Raw genomic sequence first — 15,104 nt, forward strand, 5'->3', positions numbered from 1 at the left:
GTTGAAACCAAGGTGACGAAAAAATAACGTCACGGCAATTGAAAAAAAATCGCGCGCGTTGTTACATCATGTAATGAGAAAAATCCGCCGCCAGATTCCGTCGATGAACGCGCTTTTCGCCTTCGAGGCCGCGGGGCGCTTACGCAATTTCTCGCGCGCCTCCGAGGAATTGAACGTCACGCCCGCCGCCGTCAGCCGGATGATGCAGCGGCTTGAGGAGAATTTGGGTACGGCCCTGTTCCACCGCGCGGGCGCGGGCGTGACCCTTAGCGAAAGCGGGCGTCTGCTGTTTGACGCGACCAGCCGCGCCGTGACCCAGATCGAGGCCGCCCTGATCGAGATCGAGGATCGCAGCCTTGGCGTCGATACCGTCACCATCTCGGTTTCGACGGCATTCACCACGCATTGGCTGATGCCGCGGATGATGAAATTCAAGGCGGCCTTTCCCAGCGTCGATCTGCGGTTCCAGTTGCTGATGGGTCCGCTCAGCGGGTCGGTCGATGATGTCGATTTCGGCATGCGGTTCCTGCGCGCGCGCGAACCGCGTCTGCGGGTTTTTCCGATCATGCCCGAAGTGCTGATCCCGATCTGCAGTCCCGCCTACCGGAAGATGCGCGACGGCAAGGTCGGCGATGGCGAAACCCTGATCAAGCTATCTGAAGGAGAGCCCTATTCGCCCCACGATCTGGTTTCCGGCTCGGATCTGATTGCGGCCAATCCCCTGATCTTTGCCGATTACGCCATCGTGGTTCAGGCGGCATTGCTGGGACAGGGCATCGCATGGGGCTGGCTCAGCGTCGTCGGACACTGGATGCGGCATGGCGATCTTGTGCCCGCGAACATGCGCCGCCAGATCACGCCGCGCCAATGCTGTTTCGTGCAGACCGAGGGTAAGCCGCTGCGTCCCGTGGTCGAACAGGTCAGGGACTGGATCATCACCGAGCTGCGCTCGGACTATGCCGAGGTCAGGCGGATGTTTCCCGCGCTGGAGATCCCCGAACTCGGTGACAACGTGCTGTGACCTGTCCTGCCCGCGCGGGCGGTGCGACCAGGCGATAACGAATCATTGCCCGTGCTGTGCTGCGGGTCCAGCCTTCGGGACAGGCGGGCGCATCGTCCGCCATTGCTGCTTCGATCCTGCACTGTCCGCGTCACGCGGCTTCATGAAAGGGGGAAGTGCATGACGATCCGTCCCGATCCCACATTCCACGCAACACCCCGACTGGCCATGCAGGCCGAGCCCGAGAAACTGGCTTATACCCTTCTGCTCAGTCCGGATTTCTCGCAGCCAGATGCCTTGGCGGTGGTCGATCTTGACCCGCAATCGCAAGGTTTCGGGCAGGTCGTCAGCACGCTTGCCATGCCGAAGGCACGCGACGAGTTCCACCATTTCGGCTGGAACGCCTGTTCCTCGTCGCTGTCGCCGCTGACAGGGCACGCCTTTCTTGAACGACGCTACCTGATCATTCCGGGGCTGCGGTCCTCGCGCATCTATATCGTCGATACCAAGCCCGACCCGCGCCATCCCAAGCTGCATAAGGTCATCGAACCCGAGGAGGTGTTCCGCAAGACCGGCTATTCGCGCCCCCACACGATCCATTGCGGACCCGAGGGGATCTATGTCTCGACCCTTGGCGGGGCCGGTCCGGACGGGACCGACGGCCCTCCGGGCATTTTCATCATGGATTGCCAGACCTTCGACGTCATCGGCCGCTGGGAGATCGAGCGCGGCCCGCAGGACAAGCATTACGATTTCTGGTGGAACCTGCCGCGCGACTACATGGTATCCAGCGAATGGGCGCTGCCACCGCAATTCGAGAACGGCATCGTCCCCGAGCAGCTTCTGGCCAATAAATACGGCCACCGGCTGCATTTCTGGGATCTGCGGGCGCGAAAACATGTGCAGGTGATTGACCTTGGCGAGAACCACCAGATGGCGCTCGAGGTGCGGCCCGCCCATGATCCGGTGAAGCAATATGGTTTCGTCGGCGTGGTGGTCGATACGACCAACCTCGAGGGCTCGATCTGGACATGGTGGCGCGAGGGCGGGCAATTCCATTGCCGCAAGACCGCGACGATCCCGCCCGAACCTGCCGATCCCGCCGACCTGCCGCCGCTTTTGCAGGGCTTCGGGGCCGTGCCGCCCCTGATCACCGATATCGACCTGTCGCTGGACGACCGCTTTCTTTACGTCTCGTGCTGGGGCACGGGCGAAATGCGGCAATATGATGTCAGCGACCCGATGGCCCCGAAACTGGCGGGTTCGGTCCATATCGGCGGCATCGCACGCCGGACCGCGCATCCGAATGGCAAACCCTATGCCGGAGGCCCGCAGATGGTCGAGATCAGCCGCGACGGCAAGCGGGTCTACTGGACGAATTCGCTTTATTCGACATGGGACGACCAGTTCTATCCGGCGGGCGTGCCCTCGGCCATGGTCAAGGCCGATGTGGGGCCGCAGGGCGGGCTGACGCTGGACAAGGATTTCTGGCCCGACTTTCCTTCGGGCTTCCGCGCGCACCAGATCCGGCTGGAAGGGGGGGATTGCTCGACCGAGTCCTTCTGCTACCCCTCGGTCTGAGGTGGAGGGCTGGACGCAGACCGGCCTGTGGCTGACGGTCCTGTTGAGCGGAGCCTATCACGGCGCAAGCCCCGCCATGGGCTGGCCCTTGGCAGTGTCGGCGGGGCTGATGGGGCGCGGGCGGCGCGATCTGCTTGCGGGCATGGGACAATTGGCGGTCGGGCATCTTGTCTCGGTCCTTGCGGTGCTGCTGCCCTTTGCGCTGGTCCTGTGGCTGGTCACCTATCAGGACCGGATCAGGATCGCGGCAAGTCTTCTGGTGATCCTGTTCGGGGCCTACCGGCTGGTCCAGCGCCGCCACCCCCGCAGGCTGGCGCGGATCAGGCCGACGCAACTGGTGCTGTGGTCCTTTGCCATCGCACTGGTCCACGGCGCCGGGCTGATGATCCTGCCGGTCTATCTGGGCCTGTGTCGCGCGGACGGTCACGGCGCATTCCTTGCTCAGGGCGTGGCGGCGGGGAATCTGCAAACCGCGCTGGCGGTGGCCTTGCTGCATACCGTCGCCATGGTCACGACCGGAGGCGCAATCGCGCTGGCGGTGCATGGCTGGCTGGGACTGCGCTTTGTCTCGCGAAGTTGGTTCAATCTGGAAACCGTCTGGGCGCTCAGCCTGATCGCGGTCGGGGTGCTGGGGCTGATCCCTTGATGACCCCTTGCCCGCGCGGTTTCGCCACACATGCGCTGCGGAACCCTTGGCACGACGGCGGGGTTTTGCCGCATTGGTTCGATCTGACGGGCCATCCCGGTAATCGTTCAAGGAGTGGTTGTATGCGGCACAGGAAATGGATCGCGGCTACCCTTATGGCGGGCGCCCTGTCGCAGCCCGCTTGCGCCGAAGATCTTGTCGATCCGGCGGCCATACAGGCGCTGCAAGCGATGGGCGCACATCTGGCCAAGCTCCAGACCTTCGCACTGACCTCGCAGACCCAGATGGAGGTCGTGCTGGATGACGAACAGAAGCTGCTGGTCGGCGGAACCGTCGAATATCAGGTCCAGCGCCCGGATCGGCTGCGGATCGACCTGAAGACCGACGTCGCCGAACGCCAGCTGTATTACGACGGCAAATCCGTCAGCTATGTCTCTCCTGCCGACGGATATTACGCGCTGATCGAGAACGCCCCCACCGACATCAAGAGCGTTCTGGATTACACATCAGAAACTTACGCGCTGGATTTCCCTGCTGCGGATCTTTTCGAATGGGGCACCGAGGACGAGCCGGTCGATCTGGTCAAGGAAGCGTTCAAGGTCGGGACCGCGACGATTGACGGCACCGTGACCGATCACTGGGCCTTCCGCACCGAGACGCAGGATTGGGAAATCTGGCTGCGCACGGACGGAACATCGCTGCCGGAGCGGATCTCGATTGTGGACCGCGAGGACACGGCCCTGCCCCGATTTGTCGCGGATTACAGTTGGGACGAAGGGGCGACTCCCGATGCGTCCGCATTCATCTATCAGCCACCCGAAGGCGCCAAACGGATTGATTTCCTTGAAACCGAACTGAGCACCGTCGGCGAAACGGAGGCACAGTAATGCGTATCCTGACCATGGCGAAAAGCGGCATTGCCACGCTGTCGATCATCAGCCTTTCCGCGCTGGCCTTCGCGCCGGCAGCCGAAGCCCGGGGCGGCTTCCACGGCGGGCGGACCGGTGGAATGCATCTGGGCACGGGTGGACACAAGCTGGTTATCCACCAGAAGGCCAAGGGCAACCACCCTGCCCCCGCCCATCACAAACCGCCCGCGCATGGCGGGCAGCATCCGCATCCCAAGCCCCCCGCCGGACACCGGCCACCACCGCCTCCGCCGCCGAACCATCATAACGACCACAACCGCCACGATCACCACGACCACCATCACCCGTCCCGTGGTCCGTACTGGCCCGGCTACTGGCATGACGACCACGACAACGACCTGCTATGGGGTGCAGTCGCGGCGCTGGCCATCGGCACGATCATCCACAATGCCCCGAAGAACTGTTCCGAGGTGCAGGTGAGAAACCACCTGTACAAGCATTGCGGCAATACATGGCTGCAAGCGGCCTATAGCGGGCATCAGCTTGTCTATATCGCGGTGGACGATCCGCGCTGACCGACCGCAAAGCAAAAGCCCCCGCATAAGCGGGGGCTTGATCTCTGGCGGAAATCCTCAGGCACGCTCGCGGACGAAATCATCCATGCGTTTTTCGGCCTCTTCCTTGGTCCAGCCGTATTTCTCCTGAAGCTTGCCGGCCAGCTTGTCCTTTTTACCGGCAATCTCGGTCAATTCATCGTCGGTCAGATCACCCCATTGCTCTTTGACCGAGCCCTTGATCTGGTTCCATTTGCCTTCGACAATATCCCAGTTCATCGCACTACCCTCCAATCGAGTTGCGTTGCGGTTACGGGAAAGGAACGCGACGGCTTGCGGCAGGTTGCCGCATCTCACACAGACTTTATGACCGCGTTACCAGAGATACGGGACACCTGCGCCAAGATCGAATTTTTAGATTATAGATAATCCAAAGCGCCGCCGCGGCATGGCGAATGGCGGACATACCCCGAAATTCGCCTGTTTCCAGCATGAATCCTTGGGATCGAATAATAGATAATTGTCGAAATTGCGCCTTACGGCGGCTGCATGTCTGCTTCGGACAAAGCAACCGAGGCCGCCATGCAAGACACAGCCAGCATTATCTATAATCTCCCCCTCATGGATCTGCTCTATCGCGCCCAAAGCACGCATCGGGCGCATTTCGATCCGAACCGCATCCAATGTGCCAAGCTTCTGTCGATCAAAACCGGCGGATGCCCCGAGGATTGCGCCTATTGCTCGCAATCGGCCCGCAACGGCGCGCAGCTGAGCGCGTCCAAGCTGCTCGAGGTGGAAAGGGTCCTGTCCGAGGCCCGCAAGGCCAAGCAGGCGGGTGCGACACGTTACTGCATGGGCGCGGCATGGCGCTCGCCCAAGGAACGCGACATGCCCGCCGTGATCGCGATGGTTCAGGGCGTCAAGGCCATGGGTCTGGAAACCTGCATGACACTGGGGATGCTGGACGACCATCAGGTTCTGCAACTCAAGACGGCGGGGCTGGATTACTACAACCACAATATCGACACCTCCGAACGCTTCTACCCCACGATCATCACCACCCGCAGCTTCGCCGAACGCATCGAGACCATCGACCGCGTGCGCAATGCGGGGATCAATGTCTGCTCGGGCGGGATCATCGGCATGGGCGAGACCGCCGAGGACCGGATCGCCATGATCCAGACCCTTGCCGATATGCCCGAGCCTCCGAAATCCATCCCGATCAACATGCTGATGCGGATGCCCGACACGCCCTTGGCCGATGTCGCGCCGCTTGACCCGATCGAGATGGTCCGCACCGTCGCCACCACCCGCATCCTTGCGCCCGCCTCATATGTCCGCCTGTCCGCGGGCCGCAGCGAAATGTCGGACGAATTGCAGGCCATGTGCTTTTTCGCCGGAGCCAATTCGATCTTCGTGGGCGACACCCTGCTGACGGCGGACAACCCCACGGCAACCAAGGACGCGCAGCTTTTCGCAAAGCTTGGCCTGATGGCCGAAGAAGCGCAGCCATGACGGCGTATCCCCGCCATGCCGAACGCCTGTCGGTGCTGGGAACGCGCGGGCGCTTGCGCGAACTTGCACCTGCTGCCGGTCTGGATTTCGCCTCGAACGACTATCTGGGGCTGGCGACGTCACCCGCGCTGCGCGATGCCGTCACGGACGCAATCCGGCGCGGGGTTCCGGTCGGGGCGACGGGCTCGCGGCTTTTGCGGGGCAACCACCCCGAGCATGTCGCCCTGGAGACCATGGCGGCGCAGTTCTTCGGCTCCGAGGCGGCGCTTTATATGGGCGGAGGCTTTCAGGCCAATCAGGCGATTTTCTCGGCCCTGCCGATGGCGGATGATCTGGTCCTGCATGACGCGCTGATCCATGCCAGCGCACATGAAGGCTTTCGCCTTGGCGCGGCGCGGACGGAAAGCTTTCGCCATAACGACGTGGCCGATGCCGAACGGGTTCTGCGGGGCTGGCGTAATTCGGGCGGGCGCGGACGGGTCTGGATCGCGCTTGAGACAATCTATTCGATGCAGGGCGATTTCGCGCCTTTGGCCGATTTTGCGGCCCTTGCCGCGCGCCATGACGCCGTTCTGGTCCTTGACGAGGCTCATGCCACCGGAGTTTACGGCCCCCTTGGTCGCGGTTTTGCCGCCGAAATCACCGACTGCCCCGTGATCGCCCTTCACACTTGCGGCAAGGCTTTGGCGGCAAGCGGGGCGCTGGTCTGCGCTGATAGGGCGGTGATCGACACCTTGGTCAATCGCGCGCGGCCCTTCATTTTCGCGACGGCGCCCTCGCCGCTGATGGCCGTCGCAGCGCGGGCCGCGCTGGAACATCTGCAACGCGGTCCCGACTGCATCGCGACAGCCGCCCGACTGCGCGCCCATGCCCATGCCTGCGCCCGCAGGATCGGCTATGACCTGCCCCCCGGCCAGATCCTGCCCATCCTGATCCGATCGGATCATGCCGCGCTGGCAGCGGCGCGGAAGCTGCAACGGCAGGACTTCGATGTGCGTGCGATCCGGCCTCCGACCGTCCCCAAGGGCACCGCGCGGCTGCGTGTATCGATTACCGGCAATCTTGGTCCGGACGATATTTCCGCGCTTTTCACCGCGATCGGCGACCTGAAGCAAAAGGATTTCCAATGAGTTCGGCCTTGATCGTCACCGGCACCGATACCGGCATCGGCAAAACCGTCTTTGCAGCGGGCCTGACCCGCGCGCTTGGCGCGACCTACTGGAAACCGGTGCAATCGGGCATTGAGGATGAAACCGACAGCCAGACCGTCGCCCGCCTGAGCGGTCGCCCCGTTCTGCCCGAGGGTTATGCGCTGAAACGCCCCGCCTCGCCGCATCTATCGGCAGCCGAGGAAGGGATCGAGATCGCCCCCGCGCACCTGCGATTGCCCGATTGCGCGGAACCTTTGGTGATCGAAGGCGCGGGGGGCGTTCTGGTTCCGCTGCATGAAAATCTGCTGCTCGCGGATCTCATGGCGGTTTGGCGCGCCCCTGCGATCATCGTCGCCCGCACCGGATTGGGCACGATCAACCACAGCCTGATGACCATCGAGGCCCTGCGCGCGCGCAAGGTGGACATCCTTGGCATCGCCTTTGTCGGTGATGACATGGCCGACAGCCGCGCCATCATCTGCCGCATCGGGAACGTCCACGATCTGGGCCGCCTGCCCCGCCTGACGGAACTGACGCCCGCCACATTGCAGGCCGCATTCCACAACATCGACCTATCCGCCATCCGCGGGGCGCTGTGATGGACGACGCGGGTTTCGAGCGCCGACACATCTGGCATCCCTATAGCGCGATGGACGCGCCCCAGCCCGTGCATCATGTCGAACGCGCCAAGGGGGTCTGGCTGCATCTGGCGGATGGCAGCAGGATGATCGACGCGATGTCGTCCTGGTGGTGCGCCGCTTACGGCCACGCGCCCGATGCTTTGGTTCAGGCGCTCAAATCGCAGGCGGATCTGATGCCACATGTGATGTTCGGCGGGTTGACGCACGCGCCCGCGATCTCGCTGGCGCGCAAGCTGGTGGCGGTGCTGCCGGACGGGCTGGACCGCGTGTTCTATTCCGACAGCGGGTCCGTCGCGGTCGAGGTCGCGGTCAAGATGGCGGTGCAGGCGCAGATCGCGGCGGGCCATCCCGCAAGAACCGCGCTTGCCACGGTGCGCGGCGGCTATCACGGCGACACATGGAAAGCGATGAGCCTGTGCGACCCCGATACCGGCATGCACAGCCATTTCGGCTTGGCGGTCAGCGCCCAGCATTTCGTCGCCAGACCGCCCATCGCCTTCGACGCGGATTGGCCCGAAGCCTTGGCGCAGAACGGTCTGGCCGAGGTCGAGGCGCTGTTTTCCCGCCACGGCGACCGCATCGCGGCATTCGTGATCGAGCCGGTGGTGCAGGGCGCGGGCGGCATGCGCTTTTATCACCCCGCCTATCTGCAAGGCTTGCGCGCTCTGTGCGATCACTACGGGATCCTGCTGATTTTCGACGAGATCGCGACGGGCTTCGGGCGGACCGGCAAGGCCTTCGCGATGGATCACGCGCAGATACGGCCCGATATCCTGTGTCTGGGCAAGGCGCTGACCGGCGGCATGATGAGCTTTGCCGCCACCATCGCCACCGGCAATGTGGCCGCGATGATCGGGCAAGGCAGTCCTTCGGCCCTGATGCATGGTCCGACCTTCATGGCGAACCCTCTGGCCTGCGCGGTGGCGGGGGCGGCGGTCGATCTTTGGCAATCGCGCGACTGGTCGGCTGACGCGCGCCGGATCGGGACGCAGCTTCGCGCCGAACTCGGCCCCGTGGCGGAGCATCCCGATGTCTCGGACCTGCGCGTTCTGGGCGCAATCGGCGTGATCGAGATGCGCGCGCCCCTGCCCATGGCCAAGGTCCATGCCTTCTGCGCGCGGCAAGGTGTCTGGCTGCGGCCCTTTGGCAGGCTGCTTTACACGATGCCGCCCTTTGTCACCGCGCCCGAGGAAATCTCGCGGATCACGGCAACGATGCGCGCCATTGCAAGGGGGCTGTGATGCGCCAGACATGGCTGCGGCGGCAAGGCTCCAGCGACCTCGTTCTGATCTATTCGGGCTGGGCGGTCGGCGCGATGCCGTTCCTGCACCTTGCCGGAGCAAGCGACGTGCTGGTTCTGGACGATTACCGCGACGAAAACCTGCCCGCCCCGCTTCTCGTGCCCTATGCCCGCATCCGCGTTCTGGCCTATTCGCTGGGCGTGGCGGTGGCGGCACGACAGCTTGCCGCGCTGCAACCCGATTTCGCGGTGGCGGTGTGCGGATCGCCCTTTGTGGCGAATGACCGCTTGGGCATCCCGTCCGAAATCTTCGCCCGCACCATGACGGAACTGACGCCCGCAAACCTTGCTCGCTTTGCCCGACGCGCGGGCGCGGCATTGCCGCCTGACCCCGATCTGGCGGCGCTGGGGCAGGAACTGGGCATGCTGGCCCAGCGGCCCGCTGCGGAAAACCCCCGCTTCGACCATGTTATCGCCAGCCGGAACGACCGGATATTTCCCGCAAGCGCCTTGCAATCCGCGTGGGCAGGCCATCGCATCCGCTGGCTGGAAACCGGCCATAACCCCTTTCCGATCTGGCAGGACTGGCAGGAGATCTTCGCGTGACCCCTGCCCGCGTCGGCGCGGCCTTCTCGCGCCATCTGCAAAGCTATGCGACCAACGCCCATGCGCAACGCCGGATCGCGCTGACGCTGGCGCGGGACATGCGGCCCTATGTGCCGCGCCAGCCCCGCATCTTCGAGGCCGGACATGGCTCGGGCTTCCTGACCCGCGCGCTTGTCGCGCTGGAGCCGCGCGCGCTTTGGCTCAACGATCTTTCCGCGCCGCTGCCCGATCTGGCGTGGGAAACCCCTCCGGCACGGCTGGCGGGCGAGATCACGCGGCTGGCGTTACCCCAAGGGCTCGATCTGGTCGCCAGCGCCTCGATGCTGCAATGGATCGCCGATCCCGAGGCGCTGATCCGCCGCTTTTGCGCCGTGCTGGACACGGGCGGGGTGCTGGCCGTGTCGGGCTTCGGCCCCGAAAATTTCCCCGAGCTTGCGGCTTTGGGCCTGCCGCCGGGCGCGCCGTCCTATCGCGACAGCGCCGCGCTGGCCAAGGCACTGCCCGCCGGAATGGAACTTCTGGTCGCCCGCGACGAGGCGATCCGGCTGCATTTCCCCTCGGCGCATGCCCTTTTCACGCATCTGCGCGCGACGGGGGTCAACGGGCTGCTGGGCGGACGGATGTCGCCCGCCGCGCTAAGGTCCTTGATGGCGCGGATGGATGGCAGCGGCGATTTGACTTTGACCTACCGCCCCTCCTATTGCTTGGCCCGCAAATCGGGGCGCGATGACGTTTCCCGCTTGCAGGACGAAAGGTAAGTCTTGGGTCATGGCGCATATTCTGTCCCCTGACGTGATCGCGCGTGAACTGACGCGCCGGATCGTGCGCGGCGAATTGCTGGCCGGTGAGAAACTGCGTCAGGACTATATCGCGGCGGAATTCGGCGTCAGCCATGTCCCCGTGCGCGAGGCGCTGTTGCGTCTGGTCGCCAAGGGGCTGGCCGTCTCGCAGCCCCATCGCGGCGTGCAGGTCGCGCCGCTTGATCCCTTGGCGCAAAAGGAACTCAAGCTGATGCGGCTGGCGCTAGAGCCGATGACCCTGCTGCATTCGGTCCCGAACCTGACACCCGACCAGATCCGCGAGGCCGACGAATTGCGCCACGCCTGTGACCGCGCCGACAATATCTTCGACTGGGAGGAATATAACCGCGCCTTCCACGCCAAGATCTACGAGGGCTGCAACATGCCCCGACTGGCCGAGATCGTGGACAATCTGCAAGACGTGGCCGCGCGTTATATCCTGATCCATTACCGCAACCGGTGGCGCCCGAGGATCGACGCGGACCATCACGGCATCATGGCCTCGATCCGGCGCAGGGATGCGAAAGCGGCGGCGGCGATCCTTGACCGGCACCTGCAAAGGCTGAATCTGGCGATCTGACTTCGGGCTGCCTGCGCAGATGCATCCATAGGCGATTTCGGCGCAAGCGGCCTGAACTTGTGCGGGTCCGAAGCGTTGTCCGCTGCATCCACCATGGAAAAGGGCATAGTATGAAGCAACGCGTCGACCTGACGAGTGGCCCGATCTATCCGACGCTCTTGCTGTTTGCCCTGCCCACTTTGGGCTCGTCTGTCCTGCAATCGGCCAATGGCTCGATCGACGCGGTCTGGGTCGGCAACCTGCTGGGTGAGAATGCCTTGGCCGCGACGACCAACGGCAATCTGGTGATGTTCCTGCTGACCGCCTTTGTCTTCGGCTTCGGCATGGCCTCGACCATCCTGATCGGTCAGGCCATCGGTCGCGGCGATCTGCACGGCGCGAAAGAGGTCGTCGGCACCGCCATCGGCACCTTCGCCCCCGTGGCCGTTCTGGTCGCCATTATCGGCTGGTTCCTTGCGCCGAACCTGCTGGCGTTGCTTGGAACCGGCCCCGAGATCACACCCTTGGCGCGGGCCTTCCTGAAAGTGACCTTTCTGGCCATGCCCGCGATCCTGATGCAGACGATGCTGATGATGGCCTTGCGCGGCGCGGGGGATTCCCTGACGCCGTTGATTTTCATGGCCTTGGCCGTGATGCTGGATATCGTGCTGAATCCGGTCTTCATCCTTGGCACCGGTCCGTTTCCGGCCATGGGGATCGGAGGCTCGGCCTTTGCCATGGCGGTGGCGAACTATGTCAGCCTTGTCGCGATGGTGCTTTACATCTACCGGCGCAGGCACCCGTTGCGGCTGGCGGGGGCCGATCTGGCCATGCTGCGCCCCGCGCCGCATATCCTGCGGATGATGTTCGCGAAAGGATTGCCCATCGGTTTGCAGATGGTCGTCGTCTCCAGCGCGATGCTGGCGATGATGACGCTGGTGAACCGCGAGGGCGTCGATACCACCGCCGCATTCGGCGCGACCCAGCAGCTTTGGACCTATGTGCAGATGCCCGCGATGGCCCTTGGCGCGGCAGTCAGCGCCATGGCCGCCCAGAATATCGGAGCGGGCCGCTGGGACCGCGTGTCCAAGGTCACGCGCGCGGGCATCGCCCTGAATTTCCTGCTGACCGGAGGACTGGTTCTGGTTCTCATGATCATGGACCGTCCCGCGCTGGCGCTGTTTCTGGGCGCGGATAGCCCCGCCATCGCCATCGGGCAGCACATCGCGCGCCTTGCCAGCTGGGGCTTCATCGCCTTTGGCATCACCATGGTCCTGTTCGGCACGATGCGGGCCAATGGTCAGGTGATCTGGCCGCTGATCATTCTGGCGATCTCGCTTTATCCGGTCCGGCTTGGCGTGGCTCTGGGGCTGCGCGATCTGCTGGGCGTCGATGCGCTTTGGCTGAGCTTCCCGATCGCGATGCTGTCCACCTTGCTGATGGCGAGTGTGCTGTACCTTCGGGGCGGCTGGCGGCGCAGTTCGGATCTGGCGCATCTGGACGCAAGCGATACCGCCGAAATAGCGCCCCTGATCTCGGTCACGACCGAGGCAGGGCCACCGAACAGCCCGCGCAATCCCGCGCTGCCGACCGCTGCGGAAACCCGTCCGGCCGAATGATGCTTTTGCCCTTGCCGCGATAAATTTCTCTTGCAGATCAGAGCCGGGCGGATACCCGATGGGCGGCGCACATCAATGAGAGGAAGTCCATGAACGACCGCAAGATCCGCTGGGGCGTGCTGTCCACCGCCAATATCGGCCTGACCAAGGTGATCCCCGCCATCATGAAATCGCCTCATTCCGAGGTGGTGGCGATTGCCTCCAGAAGCGAGGCCACGGCCCGCGCGGCGGCGGACCGCTTGGGCATTCCCCGCGCCTACGGCTCGTACGAGGCCCTGATCGACGACCCGGAAATCGACGCGATCTACAACCCCCTGCCGAACCATCTGCATGTGCCGCTGACCTTGGCGGCCAATGCGGCGGGCAAGCATGTCCTGTGCGAAAAGCCCATCGCAATCACCGCGGACGAGGCCGCGCAACTGCGCGCGGCGCGCAAGGACCGTCTGATCCTTGAAGCGTTCATGGTGCGCTTCCACCGCCAATGGCAGCGGGCGTCCGAAATCGTCGCCTCGGGCGAGTTGGGCGAGGTCCGTCTGATCCGCGCGCTGTTCACCTATTTCAACGCCGATCCCGCCAATGTGCGCAATCAGGCCGGTATCGGCGGTGGCGGCATTCTGGATATCGGCTGCTATCCGGTCACGGCGGGGCGCTATTTCTTCGATGCCGAGCCGGTGCGCGTCGTGGCAATGGTCGAACGCGATCCCGATTTCGGCACCGACCGTATGGCCAGCGCCATCGCCGATTTCGGTCAGGCCCGTCAGCTGGTCTTCAGCGTCTCGACCCAGCTTGTCCGCGCCCAGTCGCTGGAAATCGTCGGCACCAAGGGTCGGGTCGAGATCCTGATCCCCTTCAACCCCGCCGCAGATGCCTCGACCGCGATCCTTGTCGATCATGGCGAAGCGCCCGACGGATCGCTTTCCCGTCGCGAGATCATGCCGCCCTCGGATCAATATGCCGACATGGCCGAAGCCTTCGCGCTTGCGGCTTTGGGGCAGGACGCTTTGCCTTGGGGCGTCGAGGACGCGATCCGCTCGATGCGGGTGCTGGATGCGCTGCGCGAAAGCGAAGTCACCGACGGCTGGGTCAAGGTGGTCGCCGATTGACCGCCATCCCGCGCATCCGCCGATCTGTTCCGGCAAAACGGTTTGATGTGACAAGAGTTTGAGTTACGGTGCTCAAAAAATTGCGGAGGTTCGAAGTGACGCGAGAGTTGGGCGGCGGCCGGACAGCGAGTGGTGTGGTCGGGCGACCGACCGTGCATGACGTCGCGCGCGAGGCAGGGGTCAGTCTGGCGACCGTGGACCGCGTCCTGAACGAACGTCCGGGGGTGCGCAAGGTGACCGCCCAGCGGGTCGCCGACGCGATGGAGCGGCTTGGCTACCAGCGCGACATGGCGGCGGCCAACCTGTCTAAACGCCGCCATTACCGGCTGGTCTTCATTCTGGCCGCCGGAACGAACAGCTTCATGCATATGCTGCGCGATGCGGTGTCGGGAACGGCCTCGTTCACCAGCGCGGACCGGATCGAACTGGAGACGATCCTTGTGCCGCCCTTTGACGGGCCCGCGCTGGCCGCGGCGCTTGACCGGCTGGACACCAGCCGTATCGAGGGCGTGGCCATGGTGGCGACCGACGCGCCGGAAGTGCGCGACGCCATCGCCCGACTGGTAGCCAAGGGCATCCATGTGCTGACGCTGGTATCGGATGCGCCAACATCGAAGCGCGCCAAATTTGTTGGCGTTGACAACGTGGTAGCTGGCCGGACCGCCGCCGGTCTGCTGGGCAGGTGCTGCCCGCTTCCGGGCCGGATCGCGATCGTCATGGGCTCGTCGCTGCTGCGTGACCATGTCGAACGCAGGCTGGGATTCGAGACCGTCATCGCCCGCGAATATCCCCATCTGACCTGCCTCTCGCCCATCGAGGGCCGCGACGATTCCGAAACCGTGGCGCGGCTTCTGTCCGCCCGACTGGCCGCCGATCCCGAAATCGTCGGCATCTACAGCCTTGGTGCCGGAAACGGCGGCATCGTTCAGGCGCTCCGGCAAAGACAGGGGCAACGGCGCATTTCGGTCGTCGTCCACGAGCTGACCCGCTCGGCCAGAACGGCATTGATCGACGGCACCTTTGATGCGGTCATCAATCAGGACGCCGGCCACGAGGTGCGCAGTGCCGTCCGGATCCTGAAATCCCTGATCGACGGTCGCCCGACATTCGATGCGCAGGAAAAGATCAGCATCGACATCTTCATGCGCGACAACCTGCCGTAATTCCCGCCTCCCAAAATGGGGATTGTCCGAATCAAAATCTGATGTACGTTCATCAGA

The 15,104-nt window shown here is 64.0% G+C and carries 16 protein-coding genes; 15 read left to right on the plus strand and 1 reads right to left on the minus strand.

Going from position 1 to position 15,104, the window contains the following annotated elements:
* Positions 1-103: 103 nt before the first annotated feature.
* From GL286_RS12000 to GL286_RS12020, 5 genes are all read left to right on the plus strand, one after another.
* A complete protein-coding gene (locus GL286_RS12000; RefSeq protein WP_211596313.1) occupies positions 104-1,021 on the plus strand; it encodes a LysR substrate-binding domain-containing protein in 918 nt (305 codons plus the stop codon).
* A 159-nt stretch (positions 1,022-1,180) separates the two neighbouring features.
* Positions 1,181-2,581, plus strand: coding sequence for a selenium-binding protein SBP56-related protein (locus tag GL286_RS12005; protein ID WP_155095805.1), 1,401 nt, complete (start codon positions 1,181-1,183; stop codon positions 2,579-2,581).
* A gap of 1 nt (position 2,582) precedes the next feature.
* Positions 2,583-3,227 carry a hypothetical protein gene (locus GL286_RS12010; RefSeq protein WP_170295164.1) on the plus strand — a complete coding sequence of 215 codons (645 nt, stop codon included), beginning with the start codon at positions 2,583-2,585 and terminating at the stop codon, positions 3,225-3,227.
* Between the two features lie 122 nt (positions 3,228-3,349).
* On the plus strand, positions 3,350-4,114 hold the full coding sequence (locus GL286_RS12015; protein ID WP_155095806.1) for a DUF2092 domain-containing protein: 765 nt from the start codon (positions 3,350-3,352) through the stop codon (positions 4,112-4,114).
* Positions 4,114-4,671, plus strand: a complete 558-nt coding sequence (locus tag GL286_RS12020) for a hypothetical protein (protein ID WP_155095807.1) — start codon at positions 4,114-4,116, stop codon at positions 4,669-4,671. Before GL286_RS12015 ends, GL286_RS12020 begins: the two co-directional genes overlap by 1 nt.
* Positions 4,672-4,728: 57 nt before the next feature.
* On the opposite strand, the gene GL286_RS12025 is transcribed toward GL286_RS12020, so the two are convergent.
* Entirely contained in the window at positions 4,729-4,929 is a 201-nt protein-coding gene (locus GL286_RS12025) for a CsbD family protein (protein ID WP_155095808.1), read from the minus strand.
* 303 nt (positions 4,930-5,232) lie between these two features.
* Between GL286_RS12025 and bioB the strand changes: the two genes are divergently transcribed.
* The 10 genes from bioB to GL286_RS12075 all read left to right on the plus strand — a co-directional run bounded on the left by bioB (position 5,233) and on the right by GL286_RS12075 (position 15,047).
* Positions 5,233-6,165, plus strand: a complete 933-nt coding sequence (gene bioB, locus GL286_RS12030) for a biotin synthase BioB (RefSeq protein ID WP_246184929.1) — start codon at positions 5,233-5,235, stop codon at positions 6,163-6,165.
* Positions 6,162-7,295, plus strand: a complete 1,134-nt coding sequence (locus GL286_RS12035; RefSeq protein WP_155095810.1) for an 8-amino-7-oxononanoate synthase — start codon at positions 6,162-6,164, stop codon at positions 7,293-7,295. Before bioB ends, GL286_RS12035 begins: the two co-directional genes overlap by 4 nt.
* Positions 7,292-7,915, plus strand: a complete 624-nt coding sequence (gene bioD / locus GL286_RS12040) for a dethiobiotin synthase (protein WP_155095811.1) — start codon at positions 7,292-7,294, stop codon at positions 7,913-7,915. Before GL286_RS12035 ends, bioD begins: the two co-directional genes overlap by 4 nt.
* Positions 7,915-9,198 (plus strand): adenosylmethionine--8-amino-7-oxononanoate transaminase, encoded by a 1,284-nt coding sequence (gene bioA / locus GL286_RS12045; protein ID WP_155095812.1) that lies wholly within the window; start codon positions 7,915-7,917, stop codon positions 9,196-9,198. The genes bioD and bioA overlap by 1 nt, the downstream gene beginning before the upstream one ends.
* Positions 9,198-9,803: a pimeloyl-ACP methyl esterase BioG family protein gene (locus GL286_RS12050; protein WP_155095813.1), complete on the plus strand. Its 606-nt coding sequence runs from the start codon at positions 9,198-9,200 to the stop codon at positions 9,801-9,803. Before bioA ends, GL286_RS12050 begins: the two co-directional genes overlap by 1 nt.
* Positions 9,800-10,561: a methyltransferase domain-containing protein gene (locus tag GL286_RS12055; RefSeq protein WP_155095814.1), complete on the plus strand. Its 762-nt coding sequence runs from the start codon at positions 9,800-9,802 to the stop codon at positions 10,559-10,561. The genes GL286_RS12050 and GL286_RS12055 overlap by 4 nt, the downstream gene beginning before the upstream one ends.
* Positions 10,562-10,571: 10 nt before the next feature.
* Positions 10,572-11,183 carry a GntR family transcriptional regulator gene (locus GL286_RS12060; protein WP_155095815.1) on the plus strand — a complete coding sequence of 204 codons (612 nt, stop codon included), beginning with the start codon at positions 10,572-10,574 and terminating at the stop codon, positions 11,181-11,183.
* Positions 11,184-11,293: 110 nt separating this feature from the next.
* Positions 11,294-12,781, plus strand: coding sequence for an MATE family efflux transporter (locus GL286_RS12065; protein WP_155095816.1), 1,488 nt, complete (start codon positions 11,294-11,296; stop codon positions 12,779-12,781).
* Between the two features lie 89 nt (positions 12,782-12,870).
* A complete protein-coding gene (locus GL286_RS12070) occupies positions 12,871-13,884 on the plus strand; it encodes a Gfo/Idh/MocA family protein (RefSeq protein ID WP_155095817.1) in 1,014 nt (337 codons plus the stop codon).
* Positions 13,885-13,979: 95 nt separating this feature from the next.
* Positions 13,980-15,047, plus strand: a complete 1,068-nt coding sequence (locus GL286_RS12075) for a LacI family DNA-binding transcriptional regulator (protein ID WP_343038881.1) — start codon at positions 13,980-13,982, stop codon at positions 15,045-15,047.
* Positions 15,048-15,104: the final 57 nt, after the last annotated feature.

It is taken from the genome of Paracoccus aestuariivivens (assembly GCF_009711225.1).
In the GTDB taxonomy this organism is placed as follows: Bacteria; Pseudomonadota; Alphaproteobacteria; order Rhodobacterales; family Rhodobacteraceae; genus Paracoccus; species Paracoccus aestuariivivens.